At 41.6% G+C, this 25,564-nt stretch carries 27 protein-coding genes and 1 tRNA gene; 21 read left to right on the top strand and 7 right to left on the bottom strand.

The window, feature by feature from the left end; translation table 11 throughout:
• The first annotated feature begins 48 nt into the window (after positions 1-48).
• From I4Q58_RS09335 to I4Q58_RS09295, 9 genes are all read left to right on the top strand, one after another.
• Positions 49-825, top strand: coding sequence for a Rossmann-like and DUF2520 domain-containing protein (locus I4Q58_RS09335; protein ID WP_203295610.1), 777 nt, complete (start codon positions 49-51; stop codon positions 823-825).
• An 8-nt stretch (positions 826-833) separates the two neighbouring features.
• Complete coding sequence (locus I4Q58_RS09330) at positions 834-1,367, top strand: KdsC family phosphatase (RefSeq protein WP_203295609.1); 534 nt, start codon at positions 834-836, stop codon at positions 1,365-1,367.
• A gap of 17 nt (positions 1,368-1,384) precedes the next feature.
• On the top strand, positions 1,385-2,302 hold the full coding sequence (locus I4Q58_RS09325; protein WP_236002881.1) for a geranylgeranylglycerol-phosphate geranylgeranyltransferase: 918 nt from the start codon (positions 1,385-1,387) through the stop codon (positions 2,300-2,302).
• Positions 2,303-2,306: 4 nt separating this feature from the next.
• On the top strand, positions 2,307-2,894 hold the full coding sequence (locus I4Q58_RS09320; RefSeq protein ID WP_203295608.1) for a Maf family nucleotide pyrophosphatase: 588 nt from the start codon (positions 2,307-2,309) through the stop codon (positions 2,892-2,894).
• 30 nt (positions 2,895-2,924) lie between these two features.
• Complete coding sequence (locus tag I4Q58_RS09315) at positions 2,925-3,851, top strand: septum formation inhibitor Maf (protein ID WP_203295607.1); 927 nt, start codon at positions 2,925-2,927, stop codon at positions 3,849-3,851.
• 6 nt (positions 3,852-3,857) lie between these two features.
• Positions 3,858-4,430 carry a mechanosensitive ion channel domain-containing protein gene (locus I4Q58_RS09310; RefSeq protein ID WP_203295606.1) on the top strand — a complete coding sequence of 191 codons (573 nt, stop codon included), beginning with the start codon at positions 3,858-3,860 and terminating at the stop codon, positions 4,428-4,430.
• 94 nt (positions 4,431-4,524) lie between these two features.
• Positions 4,525-7,017 carry a PIG-L family deacetylase gene (locus I4Q58_RS09305; protein ID WP_203295605.1) on the top strand — a complete coding sequence of 831 codons (2,493 nt, stop codon included), beginning with the start codon at positions 4,525-4,527 and terminating at the stop codon, positions 7,015-7,017.
• Between the two features lie 109 nt (positions 7,018-7,126).
• Complete coding sequence (locus tag I4Q58_RS09300) at positions 7,127-8,821, top strand: sodium:solute symporter (protein WP_203295604.1); 1,695 nt, start codon at positions 7,127-7,129, stop codon at positions 8,819-8,821.
• A 3-nt stretch (positions 8,822-8,824) separates the two neighbouring features.
• Complete coding sequence (locus I4Q58_RS09295; RefSeq protein WP_203295603.1) at positions 8,825-10,060, top strand: S41 family peptidase; 1,236 nt, start codon at positions 8,825-8,827, stop codon at positions 10,058-10,060.
• Between the two features lie 33 nt (positions 10,061-10,093).
• Here I4Q58_RS09295 and I4Q58_RS09290 read toward each other — a convergent pair whose 3' ends face one another.
• Positions 10,094-10,939 (bottom strand): DUF2911 domain-containing protein, encoded by an 846-nt coding sequence (locus I4Q58_RS09290; protein ID WP_203295602.1) that lies wholly within the window; start codon positions 10,937-10,939, stop codon positions 10,094-10,096.
• A 324-nt stretch (positions 10,940-11,263) separates the two neighbouring features.
• On the opposite strand from I4Q58_RS09290, the gene I4Q58_RS09285 reads away from it, so the two are divergent.
• The 5 genes from I4Q58_RS09285 to I4Q58_RS09265 all read left to right on the top strand — a co-directional run bounded on the left by I4Q58_RS09285 (position 11,264) and on the right by I4Q58_RS09265 (position 14,789).
• Complete coding sequence (locus I4Q58_RS09285; RefSeq protein ID WP_203295601.1) at positions 11,264-11,737, top strand: SRPBCC family protein; 474 nt, start codon at positions 11,264-11,266, stop codon at positions 11,735-11,737.
• A gap of 22 nt (positions 11,738-11,759) precedes the next feature.
• On the top strand, positions 11,760-12,455 hold the full coding sequence (locus I4Q58_RS09280) for an SDR family NAD(P)-dependent oxidoreductase (protein ID WP_203295600.1): 696 nt from the start codon (positions 11,760-11,762) through the stop codon (positions 12,453-12,455).
• Between the two features lie 3 nt (positions 12,456-12,458).
• Positions 12,459-13,763: a cryptochrome/photolyase family protein gene (locus I4Q58_RS09275; protein ID WP_203295599.1), complete on the top strand. Its 1,305-nt coding sequence runs from the start codon at positions 12,459-12,461 to the stop codon at positions 13,761-13,763.
• Between the two features lie 109 nt (positions 13,764-13,872).
• A complete protein-coding gene (locus tag I4Q58_RS09270; protein ID WP_203295598.1) occupies positions 13,873-14,109 on the top strand; it encodes a (4Fe-4S)-binding protein in 237 nt (78 codons plus the stop codon).
• Between the two features lie 92 nt (positions 14,110-14,201).
• Positions 14,202-14,789, top strand: coding sequence for a hypothetical protein (locus I4Q58_RS09265; protein WP_203295597.1), 588 nt, complete (start codon positions 14,202-14,204; stop codon positions 14,787-14,789).
• Between the two features lie 53 nt (positions 14,790-14,842).
• Here the strand turns inward: I4Q58_RS09265 and murA are convergent, their stop codons facing one another.
• Genes murA through I4Q58_RS09250 form a run of 3 tightly spaced genes read right to left on the bottom strand, consistent with a single transcriptional unit; the run spans position 14,843 to position 17,141 of the window.
• Positions 14,843-16,153 (bottom strand): UDP-N-acetylglucosamine 1-carboxyvinyltransferase, encoded by a 1,311-nt coding sequence (murA, locus tag I4Q58_RS09260; RefSeq protein WP_203295596.1) that lies wholly within the window; start codon positions 16,151-16,153, stop codon positions 14,843-14,845.
• A gap of 17 nt (positions 16,154-16,170) precedes the next feature.
• Positions 16,171-16,797, bottom strand: a complete 627-nt coding sequence (locus I4Q58_RS09255; RefSeq protein ID WP_203295595.1) for a DUF4290 domain-containing protein — start codon at positions 16,795-16,797, stop codon at positions 16,171-16,173.
• Positions 16,798-16,847: 50 nt separating this feature from the next.
• Positions 16,848-17,141 carry a DUF493 family protein gene (locus tag I4Q58_RS09250; RefSeq protein WP_203295594.1) on the bottom strand — a complete coding sequence of 98 codons (294 nt, stop codon included), beginning with the start codon at positions 17,139-17,141 and terminating at the stop codon, positions 16,848-16,850.
• Between the two features lie 86 nt (positions 17,142-17,227).
• On the opposite strand from I4Q58_RS09250, the gene I4Q58_RS09245 reads away from it, so the two are divergent.
• The 5 genes from I4Q58_RS09245 to I4Q58_RS09225 all read left to right on the top strand — a co-directional run bounded on the left by I4Q58_RS09245 (position 17,228) and on the right by I4Q58_RS09225 (position 21,780).
• Positions 17,228-17,761, top strand: a complete 534-nt coding sequence (locus I4Q58_RS09245) for an AAA family ATPase (RefSeq protein WP_203295593.1) — start codon at positions 17,228-17,230, stop codon at positions 17,759-17,761.
• A gap of 7 nt (positions 17,762-17,768) precedes the next feature.
• Positions 17,769-19,667 (top strand): RecQ family ATP-dependent DNA helicase, encoded by a 1,899-nt coding sequence (locus tag I4Q58_RS09240; RefSeq protein WP_203295592.1) that lies wholly within the window; start codon positions 17,769-17,771, stop codon positions 19,665-19,667.
• Between the two features lie 9 nt (positions 19,668-19,676).
• Positions 19,677-20,630: a methionyl-tRNA formyltransferase gene (gene fmt / locus I4Q58_RS09235; RefSeq protein ID WP_203295591.1), complete on the top strand. Its 954-nt coding sequence runs from the start codon at positions 19,677-19,679 to the stop codon at positions 20,628-20,630.
• Between the two features lie 185 nt (positions 20,631-20,815).
• Positions 20,816-21,088: an HU family DNA-binding protein gene (locus I4Q58_RS09230; protein ID WP_203295590.1), complete on the top strand. Its 273-nt coding sequence runs from the start codon at positions 20,816-20,818 to the stop codon at positions 21,086-21,088.
• Between the two features lie 131 nt (positions 21,089-21,219).
• Positions 21,220-21,780 (top strand): YqgE/AlgH family protein, encoded by a 561-nt coding sequence (locus I4Q58_RS09225; protein WP_203295589.1) that lies wholly within the window; start codon positions 21,220-21,222, stop codon positions 21,778-21,780.
• Here the strand turns inward: I4Q58_RS09225 and I4Q58_RS09220 are convergent.
• Together I4Q58_RS09220 and I4Q58_RS09215 are read right to left on the bottom strand one after the other, a co-directional pair.
• Positions 21,777-22,616 carry an aminotransferase class IV gene (locus I4Q58_RS09220; protein ID WP_203295588.1) on the bottom strand — a complete coding sequence of 280 codons (840 nt, stop codon included), beginning with the start codon at positions 22,614-22,616 and terminating at the stop codon, positions 21,777-21,779. The genes I4Q58_RS09225 and I4Q58_RS09220 overlap by 4 nt on opposite strands.
• A 73-nt stretch (positions 22,617-22,689) precedes the next feature.
• Positions 22,690-23,076 (bottom strand): START-like domain-containing protein, encoded by a 387-nt coding sequence (locus I4Q58_RS09215; RefSeq protein WP_203295587.1) that lies wholly within the window; start codon positions 23,074-23,076, stop codon positions 22,690-22,692.
• A gap of 466 nt (positions 23,077-23,542) precedes the next feature.
• Between I4Q58_RS09215 and I4Q58_RS09210 the strand changes: the two genes are divergently transcribed.
• Positions 23,543-23,616, top strand: a tRNA-Met gene (locus tag I4Q58_RS09210).
• Between the two features lie 47 nt (positions 23,617-23,663).
• Here the strand turns inward: I4Q58_RS09210 and I4Q58_RS09205 are convergent.
• Positions 23,664-24,140 (bottom strand): nuclear transport factor 2 family protein, encoded by a 477-nt coding sequence (locus I4Q58_RS09205; protein WP_203295586.1) that lies wholly within the window; start codon positions 24,138-24,140, stop codon positions 23,664-23,666.
• Between the two features lie 145 nt (positions 24,141-24,285).
• On the opposite strand from I4Q58_RS09205, the gene I4Q58_RS09200 reads away from it, so the two are divergent.
• Positions 24,286-25,461, top strand: coding sequence for a tyrosine-type recombinase/integrase (locus I4Q58_RS09200; protein ID WP_203295585.1), 1,176 nt, complete (start codon positions 24,286-24,288; stop codon positions 25,459-25,461).
• The last annotated feature ends 103 nt before the right edge of the window (positions 25,462-25,564 follow it).

Raw genomic sequence — 25,564 nt, 5'->3', positions numbered from 1 at the left:
GTCATTCCAACTGTTTTAATATCCACCCGTCTTCCGTATTTTAGCGACATGATTTCGGTGGTTTTTATCGGATATGGAAACGTAAACTATCATATAAGCAATGCTTTATATGAAGCACATCAAGTCCATGTAAAACAGGTCATTAGCCAAAATAATAAGACTCTCTCTCCTACATTAGGAGATGTTTCATTTACAACTGATTTTCAAAAAGTTGAAGAAGCCGATCTATATATTATTGCCGTTCCCGATGATGCGATTGAGGATGTTTCCAACCGTTTGGGAGCAAGGAAAGGATTGGTGGTGCATACCTCGGGAAGTGTTTCGATGAAGGCTTTAAATACTCATGAACGATATGGAGTTTTTTATCCGCTACAGACGTTTTCGAAAAATAGGAAAGTTTCGTTTCAGGATATTCCAATCTGTATTGAGGCGAATTCTAATTCCGATGTAGCACTGTTGCGAACATTGGCTACCTCCATTTCAAATAATGTAACCGAGGTTTCATCGGAAGAACGCGCTACGCTTCATTTAGCGGCCGTCTTTGTGAACAACTTCACCAATTATCTGTATGCGGTTTCAGAGGATATATTGAAAGCGAAAGACTTGGATTTTTCACTTTTAAAACCGCTCCTTCAAGAAACAGCAGAAAAAGTGCAGTCGCTTTCACCCAAAGAAGCACAAACAGGACCGGCCAAACGAAAGGACCTCAAAACCATGCAAAATCATGTACATTTGCTTCAGCAATTGGGAAAAGAGCCGTTAATCGAGCTCTATAAAAAGCTTTCCGAGGGCATTCAACAAAACCAAACCAACGAAAATTCGTAATTTTTCCTATGGAAAAAAGCTATAAAGAATACCTACAGCACATCACCACCTTTGTTTTCGACGTCGATGGCGTTTTAACCGACGGCAGCATTAGTATTACCACCGAAGGTGAAATGTACCGAACCATGCATACCAAGGATGGTTTCGCCATCAAAACAGCGTTAGAAAAGGGTTTCAATATCTGTATTATAAGCGGCGGCACCAATGAAGGCGTTCGGGCGCGGTTAAAGGGACTTGGGGTGACCGATATCTATCTCGGCGCACACGATAAGACCGAAACAATGGACGAATACTTCGACATTTATGAAATTAAGTCGGAAAACGTACTGTTTATGGGCGATGACATTCCCGATTTGTATGCCATGAAGGCTGTGGGATTACCGTGTTGTCCTCAGGATGCCGTTCCGGAAATCAAGGAAATCTCTAAATATGTTTCCCATAAAAAGGGCGGAAAAGGCTGTGTGCGAGATGTAATCGAACAAGTGCTGAAAGTTCAAGGAAAATGGATTTCCAAGGAAAACGCCAGTGCCAAATACGATTAACCGACTAATTTCCTAGCATGATGGCCTACCTTCGGATCATTCGTCCGTTTAATTTGTTGCTCATAATAATCGTTCAGTTGCTGCTGAAATACTCCCTCTTTCTTCCATACGGTGCGAAAACAGCGCTATCGAATATAGATTTTGCTGCCCTCGTCTTAGCAACGATCTGTATCGCTGCCGGCGGTTACATCATTAACGACCTATACGATGTTACGGTTGATCGTATCAACAAACCAAAAAAAATGCTGCTGGGGAAATATATCAACGAAAAACAAGCCAACACCTACTATATAGTACTCACTTCTTTCGGTGTTCTATTGGGCTTTTATGTCTCGAATGGTATCGGAAAGCCTATGTTTGCTGCTATTTTTATCATGATGGCAGGCTTGCTATATCTCTACGCCTCATATTTAAAAGGAATGTTGCTTGTCGGAAATCTGTTAGTTTCCGTTTTGGTGGCCATGAGCTTGTTGATAGTTCCTATCTTCGACTTATTACCGAATAATACTGAAACGACGATTGCCATTCACGGTGGACTCTTCTCGATAACCGCACAATATGCGTTTTTTGCATTTCTATTGACCTTTATCCGTGAAATTGTGAAAGATACGATCGACATTAATGGCGATAAGGCAGCAGGACATACTTCCTTGGCCATTGCCATGGGACGTGATCGCGCTATTACAATTGCTACGGGATTATTGGTCGTAGCTACCTTGGCAACTGCTTATTATGTGTATCTACGATTTTACCAATCACAACCAGCGGTGTTGTATTTCGTTTTGCTCGTTATCGGTCCGATGATCTGGGGCTGTATCAAAGGGTTTCAGGCAGAATCGGTAAAGGAGTACGCATTTCTCTCAATGCTTCTAAAAATCATTATGCTGACTGGTATGTGTTCGCTATTGCTCTATCCCTTTGTACTTTTGAAATAATACCATGATATACGATTTACTACAGGACTATACTTTGATTTTGGCTTCTGGCTCCCCAAGAAGACAACGTTTTTTTGAAGAATTGGGGTTGAAGGTTACCATAGATGTTCGTCCGATTGATGAAACCTACCCTTCCCATTTGAAAGCGGCCGAAATTACCGATCATCTTGCCGAAATGAAGGCTGCAGCTTTCACAGATCTCGCTGAGAACGATATTCTCATAACAAGTGACACTATCGTCTGGAAAGAGGGTCGTGCGCTGGAAAAGGCTTCCGATGTTGATGAAGCCAAACAAATGCTACGGGATATTAGCGGACAAAAGCATGAGGTGATTACTTCAGTGTGCTTTACTGGAAAGGACTTTCAGAAAACGGTACATGAAATTACGACCGTTTGGTTTGCTAATCTAAGTGAAACTGAAATCGATCATTATGTGTCCAACTTTCAACCCTTCGACAAGGCAGGAAGTTATGGTATTCAGGAATGGATTGGGCTGATTGGTGTCGAGAAGATTGAAGGTTCCTTTTTTAACGTTGTCGGACTCCCAACACGCTTGGTGTATAAAACGCTTTTGGAGATTGCCGAGCGTTGAAATTTCCGTATTTTTATCTAAACTATTGCTATGCGCTTTTTACTCAGCTTCCTTTGTTTGTGTGTTCTGATAGGCTGTGCCGATTCGGAAAAAAACTTGATTCCATCCAGTGCCGATGGTATGGAAACATCCGATTCCGAAGCTCCGAACCGTACCTTACCGAAAGGGTTTAAGAAGTATTGGTTTAATGGGGAAGCGGAATTAACGTCCTTTACCCTATCGCAGGAACGCTATGGTGAAATCCGAAATGGGCATGCGGTACAGATCTTCGTCACCGAGGATTTTCTTCCTGAAGCGCAAGTGAAGGCGAATCAAGCTTCCGAGGAAACGGTTTCTGTGTTGAAACTGAACAATACCAAAAAATTTGTCACTGGAATTTACCCGTACAGCATCATGACCAGCAGCTTCGCTCCTATTGAACGCGAAACACATCCGTTGAAGATTAGTACTTCGGTACAGGAATGGTGTGGACAGGTGTACATGCAGTTGAACAATCAAGACGCTTATGAAATAGTGTCACATTCTTATTTTGAAGGTGAAGCAGACCAAAGCATGACCTTGGAAAAAACCTGGCTCGAGGATGAAATCTGGAGCAGAATCCGAATGAATCCTGAAGAACTCCCTACAGGCGACCTCGCTGTCATTCCCTCTTTTGAAGCGTTGCGCATGCGCCACAAAGATATTAAAGCCTATGAAGCCTACGCGAATATCAAACAAGGCGATTCCATGAGCACCTATTCGTTGGATTTCCCGATGTTGGAGCGACAGCTTACTATTTGGTTTCAGTCGGCATTCCCCCACCATATCGAAAAGTGGGAAGAAACAAATGGTACTAGTCCTTCGGACACGCTTCGCCTGAAAACCACCGCAACTAAATTAAAACGAATCCGTCTTCCCTACTGGCGTCACAATACGGTAAGCGATACCATTTGGCGCGATTCACTTGGAATTAAATAGTTGAATATGTCTGATTTTCATCTTTTTCAAATAGGAAAGTCAATTTCCCTCGTCATTATCCTTATTCTTCTTCGATATATATTGAAAGAGATTGTGGTTCGCTTTGCACGAAAATCGGAATTGGTCGAACACCGCACCGGACTCATTATCAAGCATATCGATTTTGCCGTTATATTCTTGATTGTTTTAGGATTTATACTCATCTGGGGTGTTGAAACCAAGGATCTTGGTTGGGCGCTTTCATCGGTATTTGCGGTCATCGGAATTGGCTTCTTTGCCCAATGGTCTATCTTGAGCAATATTACCAGCGGCGTGATTATGTTCTTCACCTTTCCCTACAAGATTGGTGATTATATCAAGATTCATGATAAGGAATACGAATATGAGGGCACCATCGACGATATTAAAGCCTTTCAGGTAATCCTGAAAACAACCAAGGGTGAAATCATCACCTACCCCAACAGTATGATGCTGCAAAAGGGAGTAACGGTTATTAAGCCTGAGGAATTGGATGAATACCTCGAACAACAGGAAGCTGAAGGCGAAAACAAACATTTGGAAGTCCAACCTGAAGACTAAAACATCCCCTTTCTGTTAAAGAAACCGAAGCGACTTCGGTCTCGCCCTAAATTTCAATATCTTTGGAAACCTCGTTTAATGAGAATTTTCAACTATGCGAAACATATTTTTGGGGCAATTGCTTCTTTTACTTGTAGTATCCTCTTCCCTATTTGCCCAACGGCCCGATAAACCGACCTCTTCAGAAATATATCACGAATTACAACAGCTGAACTTTCTTGGCTCTGCAATGTACATTGCGGCACATCCCGACGATGAGAATACGCGCCTCATTTCCTATTTCGTAAATGATGTTCATGCTAGAACTGCCTATTTATCATTAACGCGTGGCGATGGTGGTCAGAACCTGGTAGGACCTGAAATTCGTGAATTGTTAGGAGTAATCCGTACACAAGAATTATTGGCGGCGCGGAGAACCGATGGCGGACAACAGTTTTTTACACGGGCAAACGATTTTGGATATTCTAAGAATCCCGAGGAAACGCTTTCCTTTTGGAATGAAGAGGAAGTATTGGGCGATGTGGTTCGAGCGATTCGACAGTTTAAACCTGATGTTATTATCAACCGATTCAATCACCGTACGCCTGGCAGTACGCACGGACATCACACCGCTTCAGCGATGCTAAGTGTCGATGCCTTTGAGAAAGTGAACAATTCAAGTGCTTATCCCGAAACGGCAAAACAATATGGAACGTGGCAACCAAAACGGTTGTTTTTCAATACGTCTTGGTGGTTTTATGGAAGTCAGGAAGCATTCGAGAAAGCCGATAAGACCAATCTGATGGAAGTTGAAACGGGAGGTTATTATCCTTCCCTTGGATTATCTAATGGTGAAATAGCCTCCTTAAGTCGCAGCATGCATAAATCGCAAGGCTTCGGAAGTACTGGAACACGCGGTTCCCAATCGGAATGGTTGGAATTCCTTAAAGGCGATTTTCCTGAGAATAAAGAAAGTCTTTTTGAAGGTATCGATACCAGCTGGTCGCGTGTTGAAGGTGGTGAAAATATCGGTGCTATCCTCGAACCCTTGGAAGACGATTTCGATTTTGAAAATCCTTCCAGCATGCTTCGTCCCTTGCTGCAAGCCTACGAATTGGTTAAGCAGTTGAAGGATGATCATTGGCGTACGATCAAGATGCAGCAATTGGAAAAGATAATTCTCGATTGCGGTGGCATTTATGTGGAAGCTGTTTCAGAAACGAATAGCATTAATCCTGGGAATACGTATAAAATAACACTCGAAGCCATCAACCGTAGCGATTTTCCTGTGGTCTTGCAGAGTGTGAAAACAACAAACGGAACGGTTCTGTTACAGGAGAACACAACGCTAGAGCCGAACAAACGATATGAGTTTGAAGCAACGCTTACGTCGCAGTCTAAAGAATATTCAGCTCCCTATTGGCTGAAGGAAGAAGGCAGTCTAGGCATGTACAAAGCGCCACCAGATAAAATTGGACTTCCCGAAACTCCTGCTCCGGAACAAGTGCAATTCAATATAGCGTTAAGCCGAACGGAACTTCCCGTGGTGAGGGATGTGGTGTATAAATACAACGACCCGGTAGATGGTGAAGTCTATCAACCGTTAGAGGTATTACCCGAAATGACCGTTAGTATAGCTGATAAAGTATTAATTTTTCCAGATCGCGATGACCGTCAGATTCCCGTAACCTTAACGGCCGGACGCGACAATGTGAACGGTTTTGTTCAATTGAATTACCCAAATGGCTGGGAAGTTTCACCAGCGCAACAAACATTCAACATGGAGCGTAAAGGTGAAAGCAAGACCGTCCTGTTCACCATAACACCTCCTAGAGATCAAAGTGAAGGCTATCTAAAGCCTTTGGTGAGGGTTGGCGATCAATTTTTCGATAAGGAACTTGTGACCATCGATTATGACCATATTCCATTCCAAAGAGTATTGCTATCCGCCCAAGCAAAGGTGGTTCATATCGATTTGGAGAAAGAAGGCGATCGTATTGGTTATATTGAAGGTGCTGGCGACGCCATTCCGGAAAGCCTACGTCAGATTGGCTATTCGGTCACAACCCTTTCACCAGATGCTATTACCTTGAAAAAACTAGAGGACTTTGATGCTGTGGTTATTGGTATTCGCGCCTATAACACGGTACCGGAGTTGGCTTTCAAACAAACCATCTTAAATAAATATGTAGAAGAAGGCGGCACCTTGGTGGCGCAATACAATACCAATCGCGGAATGGTTACTGAAGACGTTGCACCTTATTCCCTGAAAATATCAAGAGATCGCGTGACGGATGAAAATAGTGACGTATCCTTTCTCGCCCCCGAACACGATGTACTGAATGAACCAAACGAAATTACCCAAGCCGATTTTGAAGGATGGATTCAAGAACGTGGTCTATATTTCCCAGACGAATGGGCACCGCAGTTTACACCAATTCTTGGAATGAACGATGCTGGCGAAACACAAACCAAGGGATCGCTCTTGGTAGCTGAATACGGAAAGGGTCATTATGTGTATACGGGATTGAGCTTTTTTCGCGAGTTACCAGCGGGTGTAGCAGGTGCCTATCGACTATTTGCTAATATTCTATCACTCGGCAACTAATGGAAGTACCGAAAACAAATAAAATCAAACCTTGGGTGTACGTAGCAGTGCTGGTCATGAATGCTATCTATATCGTATTGTTCTATTTCCTAATGAAAACCTTTAGCTAATGCAGCAAATCGATTGGTATGTTTTAGGAGGAACACTGCTCTTTATCGTCCTGTACGGTACGTGGAAAACAAGAGGTAGTAAGGACGTTACAGATTATTTCAAAGGCGGCAACCAAGCAAATTGGTGGACGATTGGCCTTAGCGTTATGGCAACCCAAGCAAGTGCCATCACCTTTCTTTCAACACCGGGACAAGCATTTCACGATGGGATGGGCTTTGTTCAATTCTACTTTGGCGTACCCATCGCAATGGTTATTATCTGTCTGGTTTTCATACCGATCTATCATCGTCTTAAAGTATTTACGGCCTACGAATATCTTGAAACGCGCTTCGATGTAAAGACACGGACATTAACGGCTATTCTATTTTTAATTCAACGTGGATTGGCGGCAGGGATTACCATTTTTGCGCCTGCCATTATTCTTTCAGCTGTACTGGGTTGGAATCTTACGTATTTGAATATCGGAATTGGACTTTTGGTCATTATCTACACGGTTAGCGGCGGTACGCATGCCGTAAGCGTTACCCAGAAACAGCAAATGGCAGTGATTTTCTTCGGAATGTTTATCGCGTTTCTGTTAATACTGAACTATCTACCGCTTGATGTTTCCATGACCGATGCTTTTGAAATTGCCGGTGCTACCGGGAAGATGGATATATTGGATTTTTCATTCGATTTTGAAAACCGCTATACGATTTGGAGCGGTTTAATTGGCGGAACGTTTTTGGCCCTCTCCTACTTTGGAACCGATCAAAGTCAGGTGCAACGCTATCTTTCTGGTCGCTCGTTAAAGCAAAGTCAGATGGGACTTATCATGAACGGTTTCCTAAAGGTACCCATGCAGTTCTTCATTTTATTGGTCGGGGTGATGGTATTCGTCTTTTATCAATTCAATACCTCTCCGCTTCATTTCAATCCAGCTGGGGTTGAAGACGTGATGAATTCGCAGTATGCTTCACAGTACGAAACGCTTCAACAGGAAAAACGAGCGTTGGAAACCGAACTCTCCGCAAAACAAATTTCATATGCGCGAGCATCTTCAACAACAGAAAGAGAACAATTGGCCGAAGAGATTTCAGTATTAAACACTTCCGAAGAACAACTACGCGAAGATTCCAAGAAATTGATCAAGAAAGCAAATCCTGAAGCCGAAACCAATGATAAGGATTACGTTTTTATTCACTTTATATTGAACAATCTACCAACGGGTCTTATTGGTCTGCTATTGGCGGTAATTTTAAGTGCGGCCATGTCGTCTACCGCTTCAGAATTGAATGCCCTGGGAAGTACTACCTCTATCGACCTGTACAAAAGGAACGTCGCCGGTAAAAGCGAAAAGCATTATGTACATGCTTCAAAGTGGTTTACGTTGCTCTGGGGACTGATAGCCATTGGTGTTGCCAGTATTGCGAATTTGTTTGATAACTTGATTCAATTGGTGAATATTATCGGTTCTATTTTCTACGGAAATGTATTGGGCATTTTCCTATTGGCTTTTTTCATCAAATATGTAAAGAGCAATGCCACCTTTGTTGCAGCCTTTATTACGCAGGCAGTCATTATCTATATTTGGTGGATCGACCTGATGCCCTATTTATGGTTAAACCTTGTAGGCTGTGCGCTGGTGATGGTATTGGCATTGCTGCTTCAGACCGTATTCTTCAAGAGTAATGAAAACAGTGAAATGTCGTAATTCATGAATCGCTATTTCTTCATACTGCTTTTTTCAGTTTTTGTTTCGACGACATTCGCACAGGAAGAAAAGAGTTTTCATGATAGAATACGAAGCGATTTCAACCAATTACTTCAAGATCTTTCAGATCATTATAGCTATTTGGAGAATAAGAAGGTCGACCTCGAATGCATTCGCCAGAGGTATGAAGCTAACATCCCAAACTTAGAAACCAATGAGGATGTAGTATTGTTCTTCGAATTTCTTTTGGATGAATTTTATGATAGTCACCTTATTCTAAATACTAATACCTCAAGTTCTTTCCGGTTATATTCGCCTATATATGCTCGTGTAGACGAGGATAAAGCCACTATCGCAAACGTCTGGCAAACACAAATTGAAAGTGACATGCCGAATTTATTCGGAGCAGAAATCGTCAAAATTAATGGGAAGAGTATTGCTGATGCAATCGAATCGTTTCCCACAATCTGCAGCGATAAAGACAATAGCGTGGTCAGGGAATGGATATTAAATAAAGTATTGGCAGGTCGCTATAATGAACCGAGGCTGCTTACACTTCGCTTTAGTGGTGGGGAAGAAGTTGAATTTAATTTAGATTCCATTCAATTAAAACAGCCTTCATCAATAGTATCTTCGGAAGTTCAACAGGACATCGGAATTATAAGAATCAACAATTCCCTCGGAAATAACGAAACCATAAACACCTTCGATGCAATCCTTGAGAAGATGGAGGATACCAAAGGAATTATTCTCGACTTACGAAATACGGTAGATGGAGGGAATTCGTATGTAGCAAGAGGTATTATGGGACGTTTTATTGAAGAAGAGAAGCCGTATCAGAAGCACGAAACTGTAGAACGCTATGATAATGCACCAAAAATTCGTAGAAGTTGGGTTGAATATGTAAGTCCACGGGGTGAAGCCTACACGAAACCATTAGTAGTTTTGGTTGGTCGTTGGACCGGAAGCATGGGTGAAGGCATCGCTATAGGATTTGATGCGATGAACCGCGGTACCATAATCGGTACCGAAATGGAGCGATTAGCGGGTGAAATTGACTACTTCCCTTTCCAACATCGAAAGTATGGCTACAGGTTATCTACGGCCAAGCTGTATCACATAAACGGAACGCTGCGCGAATCGTTTATTCCTGAAGTGTACGTACATCAAACTACAATAGCTAAAGATGAAGTGCTACAAAAGGCACTTTCCGAAATAAAAAAAACGCCTCAAGATTGAGACGTTTTTCTTTAAAGATTTCAAGTCAATAGGTTACATAGCACCCCACTCTTTCAATGACTTTTGGTTTAGCGCAATATAATCGTCGTTACCAGCTTTCTTTGCCAATTCCAATGATTTTTGTGCCGCTTTAATCGCTTCTTTTTTGTCACCTGCCTGAGCATAAATCAATGATTTTTGACGATAGTACCAAAACGGATCGTTATCGCTCATTTCAATCGCTTTGTTGATCCATTCTTTTGCCTTCGCCAGATCCTTATTGGTATCCTTATAGTACACGGCTGCTTGATAGTAATCATTCGCAGTAGGCCCGCCCATTACACGCTCGATATTTGCTGTCATTTGGGTATCGGTATTCACTTTAATAGGAACACCCACATAGGTATTTTCCCAGATCATACCTAGATTAGCACTATCGTTTGTGATATCATCGAACGTCATGGTGAAGGTCTCTACATCCATTTCCATAGGATATGCCTTTACGGTAGTCTTCGCTGCCACTTTGCTTTCATCCCATTTTTGAGGTGTTCCCCAATTGTTGGTGTCGGTATAGAACATCACTTCCCAAGTGTCTTTTCCTGGCTTCGTGTAAATCGCATAGCTACCGGCTTTCAATTCGGTATCGCCAATCATAACAGGATCGCTAAATGTGATTTTAGTGTTCGCATTCGCTCCAGTACGCCATACTTTATCGTAAGGAACAAGGCCTCCCATGATAGTTCGCCCTTTCATTGAGGGACGAGAATATTCAAGTGTAACATCGGTTAACCCAATCGTTTGTTCAATTTTTTGGGATGTTGATGGTTGCGGTGCTTCTAATTGTGCATTGGCCGTAAACGACATGGCAACAATAGCAGCAAGTAAGAGTATTTTTTTCATGTTGGAAAGTATTGGTTTTTAATTCCATACGAAAGTACAACACCCCTATTTTTCTTTCGTTAAGAAAACCTTAAAAATATTGATTGAGAGTAAGAAGGGTAAACTATTGCGTAAATCAAAGATGGTGAAACTGTTAAGTTTTGTTTAAAGTATTTTCCAATTTATAAAACAGGCGTATCTTTAAAAGAAAAAATGAATATGCTACGGTTTATAACTAATTTGGTTCGCTTTCGAAAACGAAAGAGCCAAGTGCAACGGGAGTTATACCGCTTACTTCGGATGAACAAAAAATTGTCCTACAAGCGATAACCTTTCGTGCCGCCTATGAAAATTTATACACTACACGCTACTCAGAAATTACCTATTTCAAAACAAGAAGCGTGGCAGTTTCTTTCGGATCCAAAAAACCTGAAAGTCATCACGCCTGATTATATGGGTTTCCATATTCAATCGGGTGCTGATCGTAATATGTATCCAGGTCAAATTATTGAGTATATCGTTACCCCAATCTTGAATATCAAGAATCGTTGGGTAACCGAAATCACGCATGTTAAGGAAAATGACTATTTTGTTGATGAACAACGATTCGGTCCCTACTCTTTATGGCACCACAAGCATTTTCTACAGGAAATTGAAGGTGGTGTGCTTATGGAAGACTTGATTCACTACAAGGTACCGATGGGATTCCTTGGCCAATGGATGCATCCCTTTCTCGTGCGACCGAAGCTTGAGGAAATTTTCGAATATCGTCAGAAGAAATTGATAGAACTCTTCGGCGAATATCCGGAAACAGCATAGCCGTCCAAAGAATTAAAAAATTATGGAGAAGAATATCGTATTGATTGGTGGTTCCTACGGAATTGGAGCTGCTATTTCAAAAAAATTAGCCGAAAACAATAACGTGTACATCGCTTCACGATCGAAGGAAGAAATTCCTGAAGGCTGCAAGCATCTTGAATTTGATGCTATGGAAGATGATATTTCAGCATTGGATCTCCCCGACACCATTCATGGTTTGGTCTATTGCCCAGGTAGCATTAATCTGAAGCCTTTTAAGATGATGACGCCTGAAACGTTTCAGGAAGATATGCAATTGAATTTTATGGGCTTGGTGAAAAGTGTTCATGGAGTGTTACCCAACCTGAAGAATGCGGAAACCCCAAGCCTTGTTTTCTTCAGTACGGTAGCCGTGAAGGTTGGAATGCCGTTTCATACGAGTGTAGCTGCTGCAAAAGGTGCCATTGAAGGTTTTGCAAAATCATTGGCAGCGGAGTATGCTCCTAATTTTCGGGTGAATGTTATCGCTCCTTCCCTTACCGATTCGCCCTTGGCTTCAAAGTTATTGTCGAACGATTCAAAAAAAGAAAAGATGGCAGAACGCCATCCGCTGAAACGCGTAGGCACAACAAACGACATCGCAGCCATGGCAACCTTCTTGCTTTCCGACGATTCCAGTTGGATGACAGGACAAGTTCTAGGAGTAGATGGCGGACTTTCAACCCTAAATCTTCAATAAACAATGGCAGATAGGGTAAACGTATTTTGGTTTCGTAGAGACCTTCGGTTAGATGATAATGTTGGCTTTTATAAAGCCTTACATGGCAAACACCCGGTGCTGCCTGTCTTCATCTTTGACAAGGAAATTTTAGATGAACTACCCGAGGATGATGCAAGGGTAACTTTCATTTATGATGAACTTCAGAAAATGCGGAATTCGCTTCAAGAGGAAGGAAGCAGTATTGCGCTGTATCATTCCACCCCAAAACAAGCGTTTAAGCAAATCTGTTCCGATTTCAATGTCCAGAATGTTATTACCAACCATGATTATGAACCCTATGCCAAGAAGCGTGACGAGGAAATTGAATCTTTTCTGAAAGAAAAAGAAATTGGGTTCTATACCTACAAGGACCAGGTAATTTTTGAAAAAGATGAAGTGGTGAAGGATGATGGCGATCCGTATGTGGTGTATACGCCGTATATGAAGAAGTGGAAGGATGCTTTCGATGCCGACAAACATTTGAAGATATACTATACAAGTCAGCACATGGACAATTTGCTACAGCATTCGCGCTTACCAAATTTGTCGCTGTCCGATATGGGTTTTAAGCGATCTTCCATTGAAGTACCTGAATATGACGTCACTCCTACTACGATTCAGGAATATGAAAGTACGCGTAATTTCCCTGCGGAAGAAGGTACGAGTCGATTAGGGACGCACCTTCGTTTTGGAACGGTTAGTGTACGTAAAATGGTGAAGAAGGCAATCGATGCAAAAAATGAAACTTTTTGGGAAGAATTGATTTGGCGTGAATTCTTTATGCAGATTTTATGGCACTTTCCTGAAACGGTCGAAAATGCCTTTAGAAAGAAATACGATCGCGTCGAATGGCGAAACAACAAAAAGGAATTTGAAAAGTGGAAAAAAGGTGAAACCGGCTACCCAATGGTAGATGCTGGTATGCGACAATTAAACAAGAGCGGCTATATGCACAATCGTGTCAGAATGGTGGTAGCCAGCTTTTTATGTAAACATTTATTGATCGATTGGCGTTGGGGGGAAGCCTATTTTGCTGAGAAACTATTGGATTATGAACAATCCAGTAATGTTGGGAATTGGCAATGGGCCGCTGGAAGCGGTGTAGATGCCGCTCCTTATTTTAGAATATTCAATCCGACCACGCAGATTGATAAATTCGACAAAGACAAGAAATATATTAACGAATGGGTTCCGGAATACGGCACCGACGACTATCCCGAAAAGATGGTCGATCATAAGGAAGCACGGGAACGTGCGTTGGATACATACAAATCTGCTGTTGGCTAAATTTTAGTCAGATTTTTCCTTAAAATAGTTCATTTATCGAAAAATACTATATATTTATCGATGTAATTGACAAAAAATAACCGTGACCATAACCCCCAAATTTATGCTTATGGAAACTCTTGCAACTGAATTCACCAATGGTGAAATCACCGTAACCTACGAGCCCAAACGCTGTATTCATGCTGAAAAATGCGCCAAAGGATTGTCGGAAGTCTTTCGTACTTCTGTTATTCCTTGGATCGATTTAGATGCGGCTCCAACTGAAATGATCGTTCAGCAAGTGCAGAAATGTCCTTCTGGAGCATTGGCATTCAGCTATTGCGAAGCAGAATGTCTTGTTAAATAAAATGTAATTAGCGGTAAAAATTGGTTTTTCTACTACAATTTTTCTACTCTTGCGGTGTTAACTTAGCGAGACAAACCTAATAAAAAGCACCCATGAGGAAAACAACCATCTTTCTCTCTTTCTTACTTTTAGCCGTTTTACACCTTTCGGCTCAGGAAACGGTACAACAAACAGACAACACCCTTGAAGGTCAGTTTACCGATGTTATCGATGAATCCAACGACTATCAAGAGTATAAAGTAATTAAGAAGTACAAGATCAACGAACTTCGAAAAAACATTCTAGACACCGTTTCTTCCCTAGAAAGCAAAATTGAAAGTCGCCAACAGGAAATCGATTCCCAAAAGAATGAAATCAATTCGCTAACGGAAGAGCTCCAAACAACCCAAGAAGATTTATCCCTATCCAGAGAAAAGGAGAATGGTATTGAAATTCTTGGGGTATTAACTGAAAAATCTACCTACAATGCCATTATGTGGACAATCATCCTAATTCTGGTATTAGGAATTGGATTTCTTGCCTACAAGTTCAAGAACAGCCACAAGGTTACTAAAGCCGCTCAGTTGAAGTTGGCAGAAACCGAAATCGAGTTCGAAACCCACCGTCAGAAAACGTTGGAACGCGAACAGAAAATCCGTCGTAAACTTCAGGACGAGATCAACAAAAACAGAAAAGCATAATAAAAAAAGCCTCGGTTTCTCGAGGCTTTTTTCTTTTTCTTTAGGTTGAGGCATCAATCCATTCGTGTAATCTTCGCCCCTATCTTTCGCAATCGTTCATCGATATTCTCATACCCACGATCGATTTGTTCAATATTATGAATCGTACTCGTTCCTTTTGCTGAAAGTGCCGCAATCAACAAACTGATCCCTGCCCGAATATCGGGTGACACCATAGTCGTGGCCTTCAAGGTAGATTTGAAATTATGCCCGATGACCGTCGCACGGTGTGGGTCACACAAGATAATCTTCGCACCCATATCGATTAGCTTATCGACAAAGAATAAACGGCTTTCAAACATTTTTTGATGTATCAATACGCTTCCCTTCGCTTGGGTACACACTACCAGAACAATACTTAATAAATCTGGCGTAAATCCTGGCCAAGGCGCATCGGCTACAGTAAGAATGGAACCGTCGATATAGCCCTGAATTTCATATTCATCCTGTGCTGGGATATAGATATCATCGCCTTTCTTCTCGAGGGTAATTCCCAATTTTCGAAACGTATCTGGAATTAAGCCTAGATTCTCCCAACTCACATTTTTGATGGTCAGTTCGCTCTGCGTCATCGCTGCCAATCCGATCCATGACCCGATTTCGATCATATCAGGTAAAATGCGGTGTTTACAACCTCCAAGACTTTCAACACCTTCAATGGTCAGTAAATTGGAACCAACCCCTGAAATTTTTGCACCCATAGCATTCAGCATATTGCATAACTGCTGAAGATAGGGCTCGCAGGCTGCATTATAAACCGTAGTAGTTCCTTTCGCAAGTACCGCTGCCATTACGATATTGGCCGTTCCCGTTACCGAAGCCTGATCCAATAACATATACGTTCCGGTAAGTCCATCGGGAGCTTCCACCCCATAAAAACGTTCTTCCTTATTATATCGGAACTCAGCGCCAAGTTTTATAAATCCTTCAAAGTGGGTATCCAGTCGTCGTCGTCCAATTTTATCACCACCCGGTCTTGGAATATATCCTTTTCCGAATCGTGCTAGTAAGGGACCAACAATCATAATGGATCCTCGAAGGGAGCTTCCCTCCTGTTTAAAGAGTTCCGATTCTAGATAGGAAAGCTGCAGATTATCAGCCCTAAAGGAATAATGTCCTTTGCCTAATTTACGAATCGTAACACCGAGGTTGCCAAGAATCTGAATCAGTTTATTAACATCCCGGATATCTGGAATGTTATCGATAGTGACCTCCTGGTCGGTTAACAATACTGCACAGAGAATTTGAAGGGCCTCGTTTTTGGCTCCCTGGGGATGGATTTCCCCTTTGAGCTTGTGCCCTCCTTCAATTTGAAATGTTGCCATAAATGTATTCGGAAAGTTTAGTTGCGCTTGCGGCCTCGACCGCCTTTATGATGCTTCTTCTTGTAGCGCTTTTTATTTTTTACTAGATCCTTTGCTTCAGATAAGTCTTCATCGGCACCCTTTAGGTTAATTTTCCCATCCGACAATTCGAATAAATGGTCAAAAATCACCTTATCTTCAACCGTATCACGATTCCAATTAAGGTAGCACTTCTTCATATGATTGGCGATCGTAAGAATCAATCCTTCTTTTTTATCACCTTCTTCCCAACTATTCGCCACATCGATCATACGCTTTATATTATTTCCGTAGAAACGATACTTAGGATAGTTCTGAGGGTATTGAAGCGGATCGGGTCGTTCACTCAGCTCTTCTCTTGAAGGTTTTGGGAAAGGAGCATCGACGTCCAATTTGAAATCGGACATGATAATTAACTGGTCCCATAACTTATGTTGAAAATCGGGAACATCGCGAAGGTGCGGATTCAGGTTACCCATAACCGCGATAATGCTTTTTGCGTTCTTGTTGCGTTCTTCACGGTCTTCGATCTCGACCGTTTGTTCCACCATTTTCTGAATGTGTCGTCCGTATTCGGGAATGATCAGCTGTGGACGATCGCTGTTATATTCTAAATTATCAACCAAAATTATATGGGATTTAAAAAATTCGTTCAGTAGCTTGCAAAATACTAAAATTAAAGGGAAATGATCCCCTCGATATCGGAAACTTCAAGATATTTCTGAATCACCGCATCGGGCGAATCCATGGTAACGCGAATGGAAACGCTGGTGTAGGTTCCTTTTGAGGAGTCCCGCGTTTTAATCAATGCATCAGTACCATCGAAAGCAGCTTCTACTTCTGCTATTTTATCGAGTTCACTAGGAACGATAAACTTATACATATATTGCGATGGCCACGTAGTATCCTGCTCCAATTGCTCTCGAAGACGAGCGTAAAATTCTTCCGTTTTTTTATCTTTTTGAGTCATATATTTTTCCTTTTCACACAGCAGCCACAAAGATACACTTTTCGCTGTGATGTTATTTTCCGAAATTTGTCCAAAAACCATTCCTATTGAATACCAAACGAATCGTTATAACAGGAGGCCCTGGTTCGGGAAAAACCTCTCTTATTCAGAAGTTGGAAGATGCTGGTCACCCCTGTTTACATGAAATTTCCAGAGAAGTCATTTTAGAAGCCCAACGGGAAGGAATTGAGCAGCTTTTCCTTACCGATCCAGTGCTCTTCAGCAAAAAGCTATTAGAAGGCAGACTGTTACAATTTCATCAAGCGAAAGAACATGATAGCGATCATCTTTTCTACGATCGTGGGCTACCGGATGTTACCGCTTACATGGATTTCAAGAATACCGACTACCCTTCGTATTTTGTCGAAACTTGTGAAGCCCATCGCTACGACCAAATTTTCGTGCTTCCTCCGTGGGAAGCGATCTACACCCAGGATAACGAACGGTACGAATCGTTTGAACAGGCAGTCGAAATTTATGAATGTCTACAAGCTGGCTATGAGAAATATGGCTATACCATTACCAATGTTCCTATTGGTACTTTGCAGGAAAGGGCTACCTTTATTCTAAATCAATTGTAAACCGCGGTTGGAACGTCCTATCAACATCTTGGAGCAATATTGGGGATATCCGAATTTTCGCCCTTTACAGGAAGATATCATCGAATCGGTCCTGAACGGACAGGATACGGTAGCCCTACTTCCTACGGGTGGTGGAAAATCCATCTGCTTTCAGGTGCCTACACTTTGCCAAGAAGGCATATGCATAGTGGTTTCGCCCTTGGTTGCCTTAATGGCAAATCAGGTGAAAGCGTTACAGGACAAAGGCATTAAGGCGCTCCATATTTCAGGAGGAATTGCGGCCAACGACCTTCAGCGTTTATTAGAAAACGCGCTTTACGGTAAATACAAGTTCCTATACCTTTCACCAGAAAGACTACAACAAGAAATCGTTCAGCAATGGATCGAAAAACTGCCCGTATCCTTAATCGCTATCGATGAAGCCCACTGTATTTCGCAATGGGGAAACGATTTTCGTCCGGCCTACCGAAATATTCATGTGCTACGCGAGCTTCATCCTTTAGTCCCGATGATGGCGCTTACCGCTACGGCCACACCAGCCGTATTGGAGGATACGGTGAAACAACTTCAACTTGAACTTCCAAAGGTCTTTAAAAAATCGTTTGTCCGCGACAACCTTGCTTACCGAACAAAAATCATTGAAGACAAACTCGCCTTTGCTGAAAAACTGCTAAAGCAGAAACCGGGCGCTGCCATAATTTATGTTCGCAGTCGAAAAGCCACGGTAAATACCAGCAATCACCTTAACACATTGGGCATTCGGAGCACTTTTTTTCACGGTGGCCTACCGAGAAGGGAGAAAGAAGATCGATTGGAGCAATGGCTTTCGGGCTCGGTTCCCGTGATGGTCGCTACCAATGCGTTTGGAATGGGAATTGACCATCCTCAGGTTCGCTATGTGTTTCACTTTCAATTACCAGAAAGTTTGGAAAGCTATTTCCAGGAAGCGGGTCGAGCGGGTCGCGATGGAAATTATGCACAAGCATTTCTATTGTATTCAGAATATGATAAAAATCTTGTGAAACAGCGTTTTGTTGATACCTTGCCGAGTGTGAAAGAGGTGAAGAAGCTATATCGAAAATTGAATAATTATTTTCAGATTTCCTATGGTGAAGGTGAATTTACCGAGCACAATTTCAACTTCTCGAAATTTTGTGAAACCTATTCGCTAAATACCTTATTAACATATAATGGTCTGAATACACTGGATCGATTGGGAATCATTCAACTATCGCAACAATTCGGAAGATCGTCGACCGTGCAATTTGTAGTGCCATCCAATGCCGTACTTCGCTATTTTGAAGGCAAGGCGAATATTTCTGTCGTTGGAAAAACGCTGCTTAGGATGTATGGGGGTATTTTTGAAACGCCTTCCTCCGTCGATTTGGAGTTGCTTTCAAATAAAACAGGCCAGTCGGTATCGTTCTGCATCGAAGCATTGCAGCAATTAGAGCGGGATGGTATCATCGAGCTAAACCTTCGTACCACCGATGCCAGCATTACCTTTTTGACGCCAAGAGAAGACGATCGGACCATAAATGTCGTGGCGAAGTATATCAAGGAACAGCATACTAAAAAAAAGCAGCAAGTAGCCGACATGCTTCAGTATGTGACGAATGATTCGGTTTGTAAAAGCGTTCAGTTGGTCTCCTATTTTGGTGAAGAAGATGCGGAAGCCTGCGGAATTTGTTCGGTCTGTGCGCCAGAACAGAAAATTCCTCAGAAAAGGGAAGTGCAGCTTATTGCAGAAAAAATTCTAATCCTATTGGAAGAAAGGGATATGGATGCCCGTGAACTTTCACAAAAAACTACCTTTGCAGAAGCGAAAGTTGTCCATACATTACGAAAGCTGTTGGATGCCAAGAAAATTGCGGTCAATGCCCGAAATCAGTATACCTTATTATAATATAACTAAATGAGTAAAAAGTTACGAATAGTATTTATGGGAACACCCGATTTTGCGGTGGAAACCTTGAAACAATTATTAGCAGCAGGTAAGAATGTAGTGGGTGTCATCACTGCCCCGGATCGACCTGCCGGTCGCGGACGGAAACTTCGTCCCTCGCCAGTAAAAAAATTTGCCCAAGACGCGAACCTTCCCATTCTTCAACCAAAAAACTTAAAGGATGAAGCATTTTTATCGGAATTGAAAGCGCTGAATGCTACCCTTCAAATTGTTGTTGCCTTTAGAATGTTACCGAAGTCGGTTTGGGCCATGCCTGAATATGGCACCTTCAATCTACATGCTTCCCTCCTTCCGCAGTATCGCGGGGCAGCCCCTATCAATTGGGCAATTATTAATCAAGAGAAAATAACGGGAGCAACCACTTTCTTTATCGACGAAAAAATCGATACGGGCGCAATCATTGAAAAACGTGAAATTCCTATTGAAGAACATGAAACGGCCGGCAGCCTACATGATAAACTGATGACGATGGGTGCTGAGTTGGTACTTCATACGGTTGGTCTGATTGAAGATGGAAACGCCTATCCGAAAGCGCAGGATGTAGAAACACCATTGAAGAATGCACCGAAACTTACTTCAGAGAATACTAGAATCGATTGGAATAAAAGTGCTGCAGAAGTGGAAGCCTTTGTGCGCGGCCTATCACCTTTTCCCGTGGCTTGGACACATATGAAACAAGGTAATGACGAGCCTGTATTAATTAAGGTGTATAATGCTGGGGCTATATCGAAGAAAATTTCGGACATACCTGGAACAATGGAAGTAGGGAAAAAGGAGTTGCTAGTTGCCTGTGGAGAAGGTTCTTTAAGCATAACGGAATTGCAGTTACCTGGGAAGCGAAAAATGGATACCGCTTCCTTATTGAATGGGTTTCAATTTGAAAATGATGCCAAACTCTTGTAACCGCCTATGGTTACTGATATTGCTAAAATCCTAGTATTTTTGGCCGTGGTTATCAACAAAGCACCCAAGTTATCAACAAAAACCTTGATTTACCGCGTCATTCCTTGCATGAACCGATAATCCGATTAAATTTGTAGGGCAATTTAATCAAAGTTTAACCAATATTCATTTTTAAAAAGTAAACTATGAACAAATCAGATTTAATCGATGCAATGGCAGAAGATGCCGGAATCACAAAAGCAGCTGCTAAAAAAGCATTGGAGTCTTTCCTTGGAAACGTAGAAAAGTCTCTTAAGAAAGGTAACCGAGTTTCTCTAGTAGGTTTCGGTTCTTGGTCAGTTTCTAGAAGAGCTGCTCGTGAAGGACGTAACCCACAGACAGGTAAGACTATCAAGATTGCAGCTAAAAACGTTGTAAAGTTTAAAGCTGGATCTGACCTACAAAGTGCTGTGAACTAATAGCAATATTGAGCAAAACTTAGACCCCGCAATATTTGCGGGGTTTTTTTATGACCAAAATCATGTTAAATCCTATTAAAATTGGTTTTTCAAGATTTAATGTTTAGTTTAGAGTTAACAAACGACGCGCCATGATAACATTGCGACCAGCCAAGGGAATGTTACTAGTTGCAGAACCCTCCATAATTGGGGATGTTTCTTTCAACCGATCGGTGGTGCTCCTGGCTGAATATAATGAGAATGGTTCCGTTGGTTTTATTTTGAACAAACCTTTGGAATATTCCCTTCAAGACTTTATCCCTACCGTTACGTCCAACTTCCCCGTCTATAATGGAGGTCCGGTAGAGCAAGATAATCTATACTTTATCCACCGTGTTCCAGATTTAATCCCAGATAGTATTGAAATATCAAACGGTATCTATTGGGGCGGTGACTTTAACATCGTTTTGGAACTTTTGTCTGATAATCAGCTTTCTGAGGACACTATTCGCTTTTTCTTAGGCTATTCCGGTTGGGAGAGTGAGCAGTTGGAACAGGAATTGGAGTTGAACAGTTGGGTTGTCATTCCGAATAATGATAAGAATGATATTATCGGAAAGTCATATTCCAACTTCTGGAAGGAAAAGATGATTGAGTTTGGTGGCGATTATGTGATTTGGTCGAACGCTCCCGAAAATCCAAATTACAACTAGCCCAAACGCGCCTTCGCATTTAGTTTTCCTAGTAATTCCTTTGCTACAGCTGTATCGTAGGTCTTTTTTCTATATTTCGTAATCGGTTGAATTCCTGTAATAACGTTGGTTAAGAACATTTCATCTGCTTTTTGAAGTTCGAAGGGCGAAATAGGTGTTTCATCCAAGATATAATCGGGTATGGCGCCAAGAATTTCGATTATTTGCTTTCGGGTAATTCCATTTAAACAACCACTTTCCAATGGAGCCGTTATAATTTTGTAATCTTTCACCAAAAATAGATTTCCATTTAATGCTTCAATGACCTCCTTCTTCTCATTCAACAGTAAACAGTTCGCATAGCCATTTTCTTGAGCGAAAATACTTCCCAGGATATTCGGCAGTTTTTGAGCGGACTTCAACGTTGAAAGCAATCCGGAAGGAATGTAGTGATCTTTAAAAAGCTCCACTTCATATTTTTCTTCATTTAAAACATAGAAAGGATTTTTTAACGGTGAAACCAAAATGGCAAACGTTACATCGTTTGTTGCCGGGAGATAGGTTCCTCCCTCCTTTCGCCACACAATAATTTTTGCACGATAAGCCTTGGCTTCCTCATGAGCCTCAACGGTTTTCAGTACTTGTTCCTCGAGATATTCAGGAGTGAATTCCATTGGGATTTCCATTCGCATCACTCGCATGGACGACATTAATCTGAAGTAATGATCTTCCCAAAAATATATCTTCTTTCCAGAGATACGCAAGGTTTCAAAAACAGCGTCACCGTAGGTCAATCCTCGATTATGTAATGAAATAGAGTTTTCTTCTTCTGTAAGCGTTCCGTTGAAATTCACCATAAAAAAACCGTCCCTTTTGATTGGAACGGCGCAAAGTTACTATATTTTTAAGCGCTTTAAGAACGCGGATTTCCTATTTTGAACCTAGAATCTGTTTAAGGTCTGAGATACTATTTTCCCATAACATTTTACCCTCTTCTATTTCGTCTTCTTCGGCATAATCGGTTACCATAAGCGAAACATCTTTGGTAATTTCATCTACCTGTATACGAAGTTCGAAGTAATATGAAGTGTCTTCATCATCCATCCATCGAAATTTGATTCGCTCACCACTTTTTTTCCCGAGTAGTTTGGCTTTTTCCTCGCTTCCTTCCCAGATAAAGGTGAAATATTCACCGCGGGAATTCACATTGTCGGCATACCATTCGCTCATGCCAGATGGGGTTGAAATATATTGATATAATAAAGATGGAGACACTTGTATGGGAAACTCCATTTCGAATTTGACTTTTTCTTCCATGGTTCTTTGTTACTAGCGCCAATATATAGATTAATTCCAACTTTGGAAAGAAAGGGTGAAAAATTTTCTAAATACATTATACATGGCATAAGCAGCGATTTCTTCAAAAAAATGAAATGAAACTTTGCACCCCATTATTTTGTTTCTATCTTTGCACCCGCCTAAGTAAAAAGGTGGCATTTAAAATACCAATTGGCTAGGTAGCTTCCTCCTCCACTACGCTTCGGCGGACAGGCAGGTTGCACCTTCGCAAATATGAAATGGCGAGGTAGCTTCCTCCTCCACTACGCTTCGGCGGACAGGCAGGTTGCACCTTCGCAAATATGAAATGGCGAGGTAGCTTCCTCCTCCACTACGCTTCGGCGGACAGGCAGGTTGCACCTTCGCAAATATGAAATGGCGAGGTAGCTTCCTCCTCCACTACGCTTCGGCGGACAGGCAGGTTGCACCTTCGCAAATATGAAATGGCGAGGTAGCTCAGGTGGTTAGAGCGTCGGATTCATAACCCGGAGGTCTGGGGTTCAAGTCCCCATCTCGCTACAATAAATCCCCGATAAAACGTCGGGGATTTTTTATTACTGATAGCGTTAGAAACGAGGATCTTCAGCCATATAATGTTTCAGTCTTTTTCGCACTGTCCTTCGAAGCTTACGCTTAAAAAAAGGCGTCCATCCCAACAAAATACCAGGTACACCGAAAGCTTGTCTCGACCATTTCCATAGATTGAATGTATCGATATGCTTTACTATTTTTCCATCTTCAACATATAACTCAGCCGTAATGTTGTTTACAACAATTCGCCTTTTTGGACCGAATGGATAACTTGCTTTCCACTTCACTATAGCCTTCAATTCATGAATTTCGACAATCTTGTAGTCAATCGTTCCGTTCACGTCCATATTCTTTGTCAGCATACACCACATAGCCTTTGCTTCATCTCCGTAGAGATCTCCAAATACGGGATCATAGAAGTGGATATCATGGGAATAGCATAAAATCATGCCCTCAACATTTTTTTCTGTAAATGATGAATAAAACTGATGCGCAAGTTCATTTACTGTCATAACAAATTATTTGGAAACTAAGATAACGTATTCTCCCATATAACTTCTTAAAATGAATTTGTTATACTATGAAACCCATTGCTCACGATTATTCTTTTTATTATTTTTATATGTCACTCCCTAGCTACCTTTAAATCTATTTCAAATGAATAAGGTAGTATTAAATCGGTCAAAACATCGAAATCGTTCCGTTATAACCCTGAAGTTTGGTTTCAACACTGAACTAAAGCGGAAGGTGATGAACATTAGACCCGTTCGTTGGAGCCAAACCCTCACATCTTTTTACGTTTTTGAAAATGATCTTAGCAGTGATTTATTAATCAATGCCCTCATTTTTCAAGAGGTAAGTGTTAATTTTTCGGCATTGCACGTTCGTGCTAATCAACCTCCTAAAAAAACATTCGAACGCAAAGCATCCCCTGGCATACAAAAGGAGATGGTACAGCTTCGTCGGTATTTGGAGGGGCAGCGTTTTAGCGAGAGTACCGTGAAAACGTATTGCGTATTCATTGAAGATTTTTTGATTTTTTGGGAAACAAAGCATAAACAAACCATAGAGAAGGATGACCTTCGTTTGTTTATTGAGGAGCAGGTTTCTAAGAAACGTTACGGTATCAGTACTCACCGGCAATTGGTCAGTGCGTTAAAACATATGGTTGAATATTATAAACTAGATGAAATAGACGACATTGAAACCCTACGACCCAAAAAATCTCGGTACCTTCCTACTGTTTTAAGTCAGCAGGAGGTCATCGCCTTATTGCAGGTCACTCGCAACCTAAAGCACCGAGCGACTTTAGCGCTAATCTATTCCACAGGAATGCGAATTGGTGAAGTTCTATCCTTAAAACTCAATGATATTGATGTTGATCGTCGACAAATATTTGTTCGTCACGCAAAGGGCCGAAAGGATCGTATGGCGATTATGGCTGAAAGTTTTATTCCGTTATTCCGCAACTATTTTATGAGTTATCAGCCGAAGGTATGGTTTGTTGAAAGTCCGACTGGTGGTCAATACTCAGCGAGTACTATTCGACATTTTTTAAAGCGCGCCTGTAGGCGTGCTGGTATCCGGAAACGGGTTACCCCGCATACATTGAGGCATAGTTATGCCACTCATTTAATTGAAGCGGGGGTAGGTTTACGTCATGTTCAGGATTTGTTAGGTCATTCGAAACCTGAAACCACCATGATATATACGCATGTAGCCAAAAAGGACTTATTAGCTATTAAAAGTCCTTTGGATCAAGCATTACTGGAAGTATACCCACCCGATAACGAGGTACACAAACTTCCCTTTTCTGATACCTTTAGCGGATAAACGTGTATATTTGGATTGATATAACACGTTGGCGCTTATCGTGCGGATGCGCCACAGGCGCAAAAAATTTTGGCAGTTTCTGAACCAATTTCTGAGCTGAGTC

The organism is Luteirhabdus pelagi (assembly GCF_016827595.1).
Lineage (GTDB): Bacteria > Bacteroidota > Bacteroidia > Flavobacteriales > Flavobacteriaceae > Luteirhabdus > Luteirhabdus pelagi.
The sequence above is the reverse complement of the archived record's forward strand: the minus strand, read 5'-3'. Positions and strand labels throughout refer to the sequence as shown.

What these genes read in the sequence shown, in the direction of transcription:
- I4Q58_RS09285 (WP_203295601.1), top strand. Translation starts at nt 11,264, where the DNA reads ATGAAAATTTATACACTACACGCTACTCAGAAATTACCTATTTCAAAA.
- I4Q58_RS09300 (WP_203295604.1), top strand. Translation starts at nt 7,127, where the DNA reads ATGCAGCAAATCGATTGGTATGTTTTAGGAGGAACACTGCTCTTTATC.
- I4Q58_RS09220 (WP_203295588.1), bottom strand. Translation starts at nt 22,616, where the DNA reads ATGGTGAATTTCAACGGAACGCTTACAGAAGAAGAAAACTCTATTTCA.
- murA (WP_203295596.1), bottom strand. Translation starts at nt 16,153, where the DNA reads ATGGCAACATTTCAAATTGAAGGAGGGCACAAGCTCAAAGGGGAAATC.
- I4Q58_RS09270 (WP_203295598.1), top strand. Translation starts at nt 13,873, where the DNA reads ATGGAAACTCTTGCAACTGAATTCACCAATGGTGAAATCACCGTAACC.
- I4Q58_RS09230 (WP_203295590.1), top strand. Translation starts at nt 20,816, where the DNA reads ATGAACAAATCAGATTTAATCGATGCAATGGCAGAAGATGCCGGAATC.
- I4Q58_RS09215 (WP_203295587.1), bottom strand. Translation starts at nt 23,076, where the DNA reads ATGGAAGAAAAAGTCAAATTCGAAATGGAGTTTCCCATACAAGTGTCT.
- I4Q58_RS09295 (WP_203295603.1), top strand. Translation starts at nt 8,825, where the DNA reads ATGAATCGCTATTTCTTCATACTGCTTTTTTCAGTTTTTGTTTCGACG.
- fmt (WP_203295591.1), top strand. Translation starts at nt 19,677, where the DNA reads ATGAGTAAAAAGTTACGAATAGTATTTATGGGAACACCCGATTTTGCG.
- I4Q58_RS09290 (WP_203295602.1), bottom strand. Translation starts at nt 10,939, where the DNA reads ATGAAAAAAATACTCTTACTTGCTGCTATTGTTGCCATGTCGTTTACG.
- I4Q58_RS09320 (WP_203295608.1), top strand. Translation starts at nt 2,307, where the DNA reads ATGATATACGATTTACTACAGGACTATACTTTGATTTTGGCTTCTGGC.
- I4Q58_RS09275 (WP_203295599.1), top strand. Translation starts at nt 12,459, where the DNA reads ATGGCAGATAGGGTAAACGTATTTTGGTTTCGTAGAGACCTTCGGTTA.
- I4Q58_RS09265 (WP_203295597.1), top strand. Translation starts at nt 14,202, where the DNA reads ATGAGGAAAACAACCATCTTTCTCTCTTTCTTACTTTTAGCCGTTTTA.
- I4Q58_RS09330 (WP_203295609.1), top strand. Translation starts at nt 834, where the DNA reads ATGGAAAAAAGCTATAAAGAATACCTACAGCACATCACCACCTTTGTT.
- I4Q58_RS09225 (WP_203295589.1), top strand. Translation starts at nt 21,220, where the DNA reads ATGATAACATTGCGACCAGCCAAGGGAATGTTACTAGTTGCAGAACCC.
- I4Q58_RS09250 (WP_203295594.1), bottom strand. Translation starts at nt 17,141, where the DNA reads ATGACTCAAAAAGATAAAAAAACGGAAGAATTTTACGCTCGTCTTCGA.
- I4Q58_RS09335 (WP_203295610.1), top strand. Translation starts at nt 49, where the DNA reads ATGATTTCGGTGGTTTTTATCGGATATGGAAACGTAAACTATCATATA.
- I4Q58_RS09205 (WP_203295586.1), bottom strand. Translation starts at nt 24,140, where the DNA reads ATGACAGTAAATGAACTTGCGCATCAGTTTTATTCATCATTTACAGAA.
- I4Q58_RS09310 (WP_203295606.1), top strand. Translation starts at nt 3,858, where the DNA reads ATGTCTGATTTTCATCTTTTTCAAATAGGAAAGTCAATTTCCCTCGTC.
- I4Q58_RS09280 (WP_203295600.1), top strand. Translation starts at nt 11,760, where the DNA reads ATGGAGAAGAATATCGTATTGATTGGTGGTTCCTACGGAATTGGAGCT.
- I4Q58_RS09305 (WP_203295605.1), top strand. Translation starts at nt 4,525, where the DNA reads ATGCGAAACATATTTTTGGGGCAATTGCTTCTTTTACTTGTAGTATCC.
- I4Q58_RS09315 (WP_203295607.1), top strand. Translation starts at nt 2,925, where the DNA reads ATGCGCTTTTTACTCAGCTTCCTTTGTTTGTGTGTTCTGATAGGCTGT.
- I4Q58_RS09325 (WP_236002881.1), top strand. Translation starts at nt 1,385, where the DNA reads ATGATGGCCTACCTTCGGATCATTCGTCCGTTTAATTTGTTGCTCATA.
- I4Q58_RS09200 (WP_203295585.1), top strand. Translation starts at nt 24,286, where the DNA reads ATGAATAAGGTAGTATTAAATCGGTCAAAACATCGAAATCGTTCCGTT.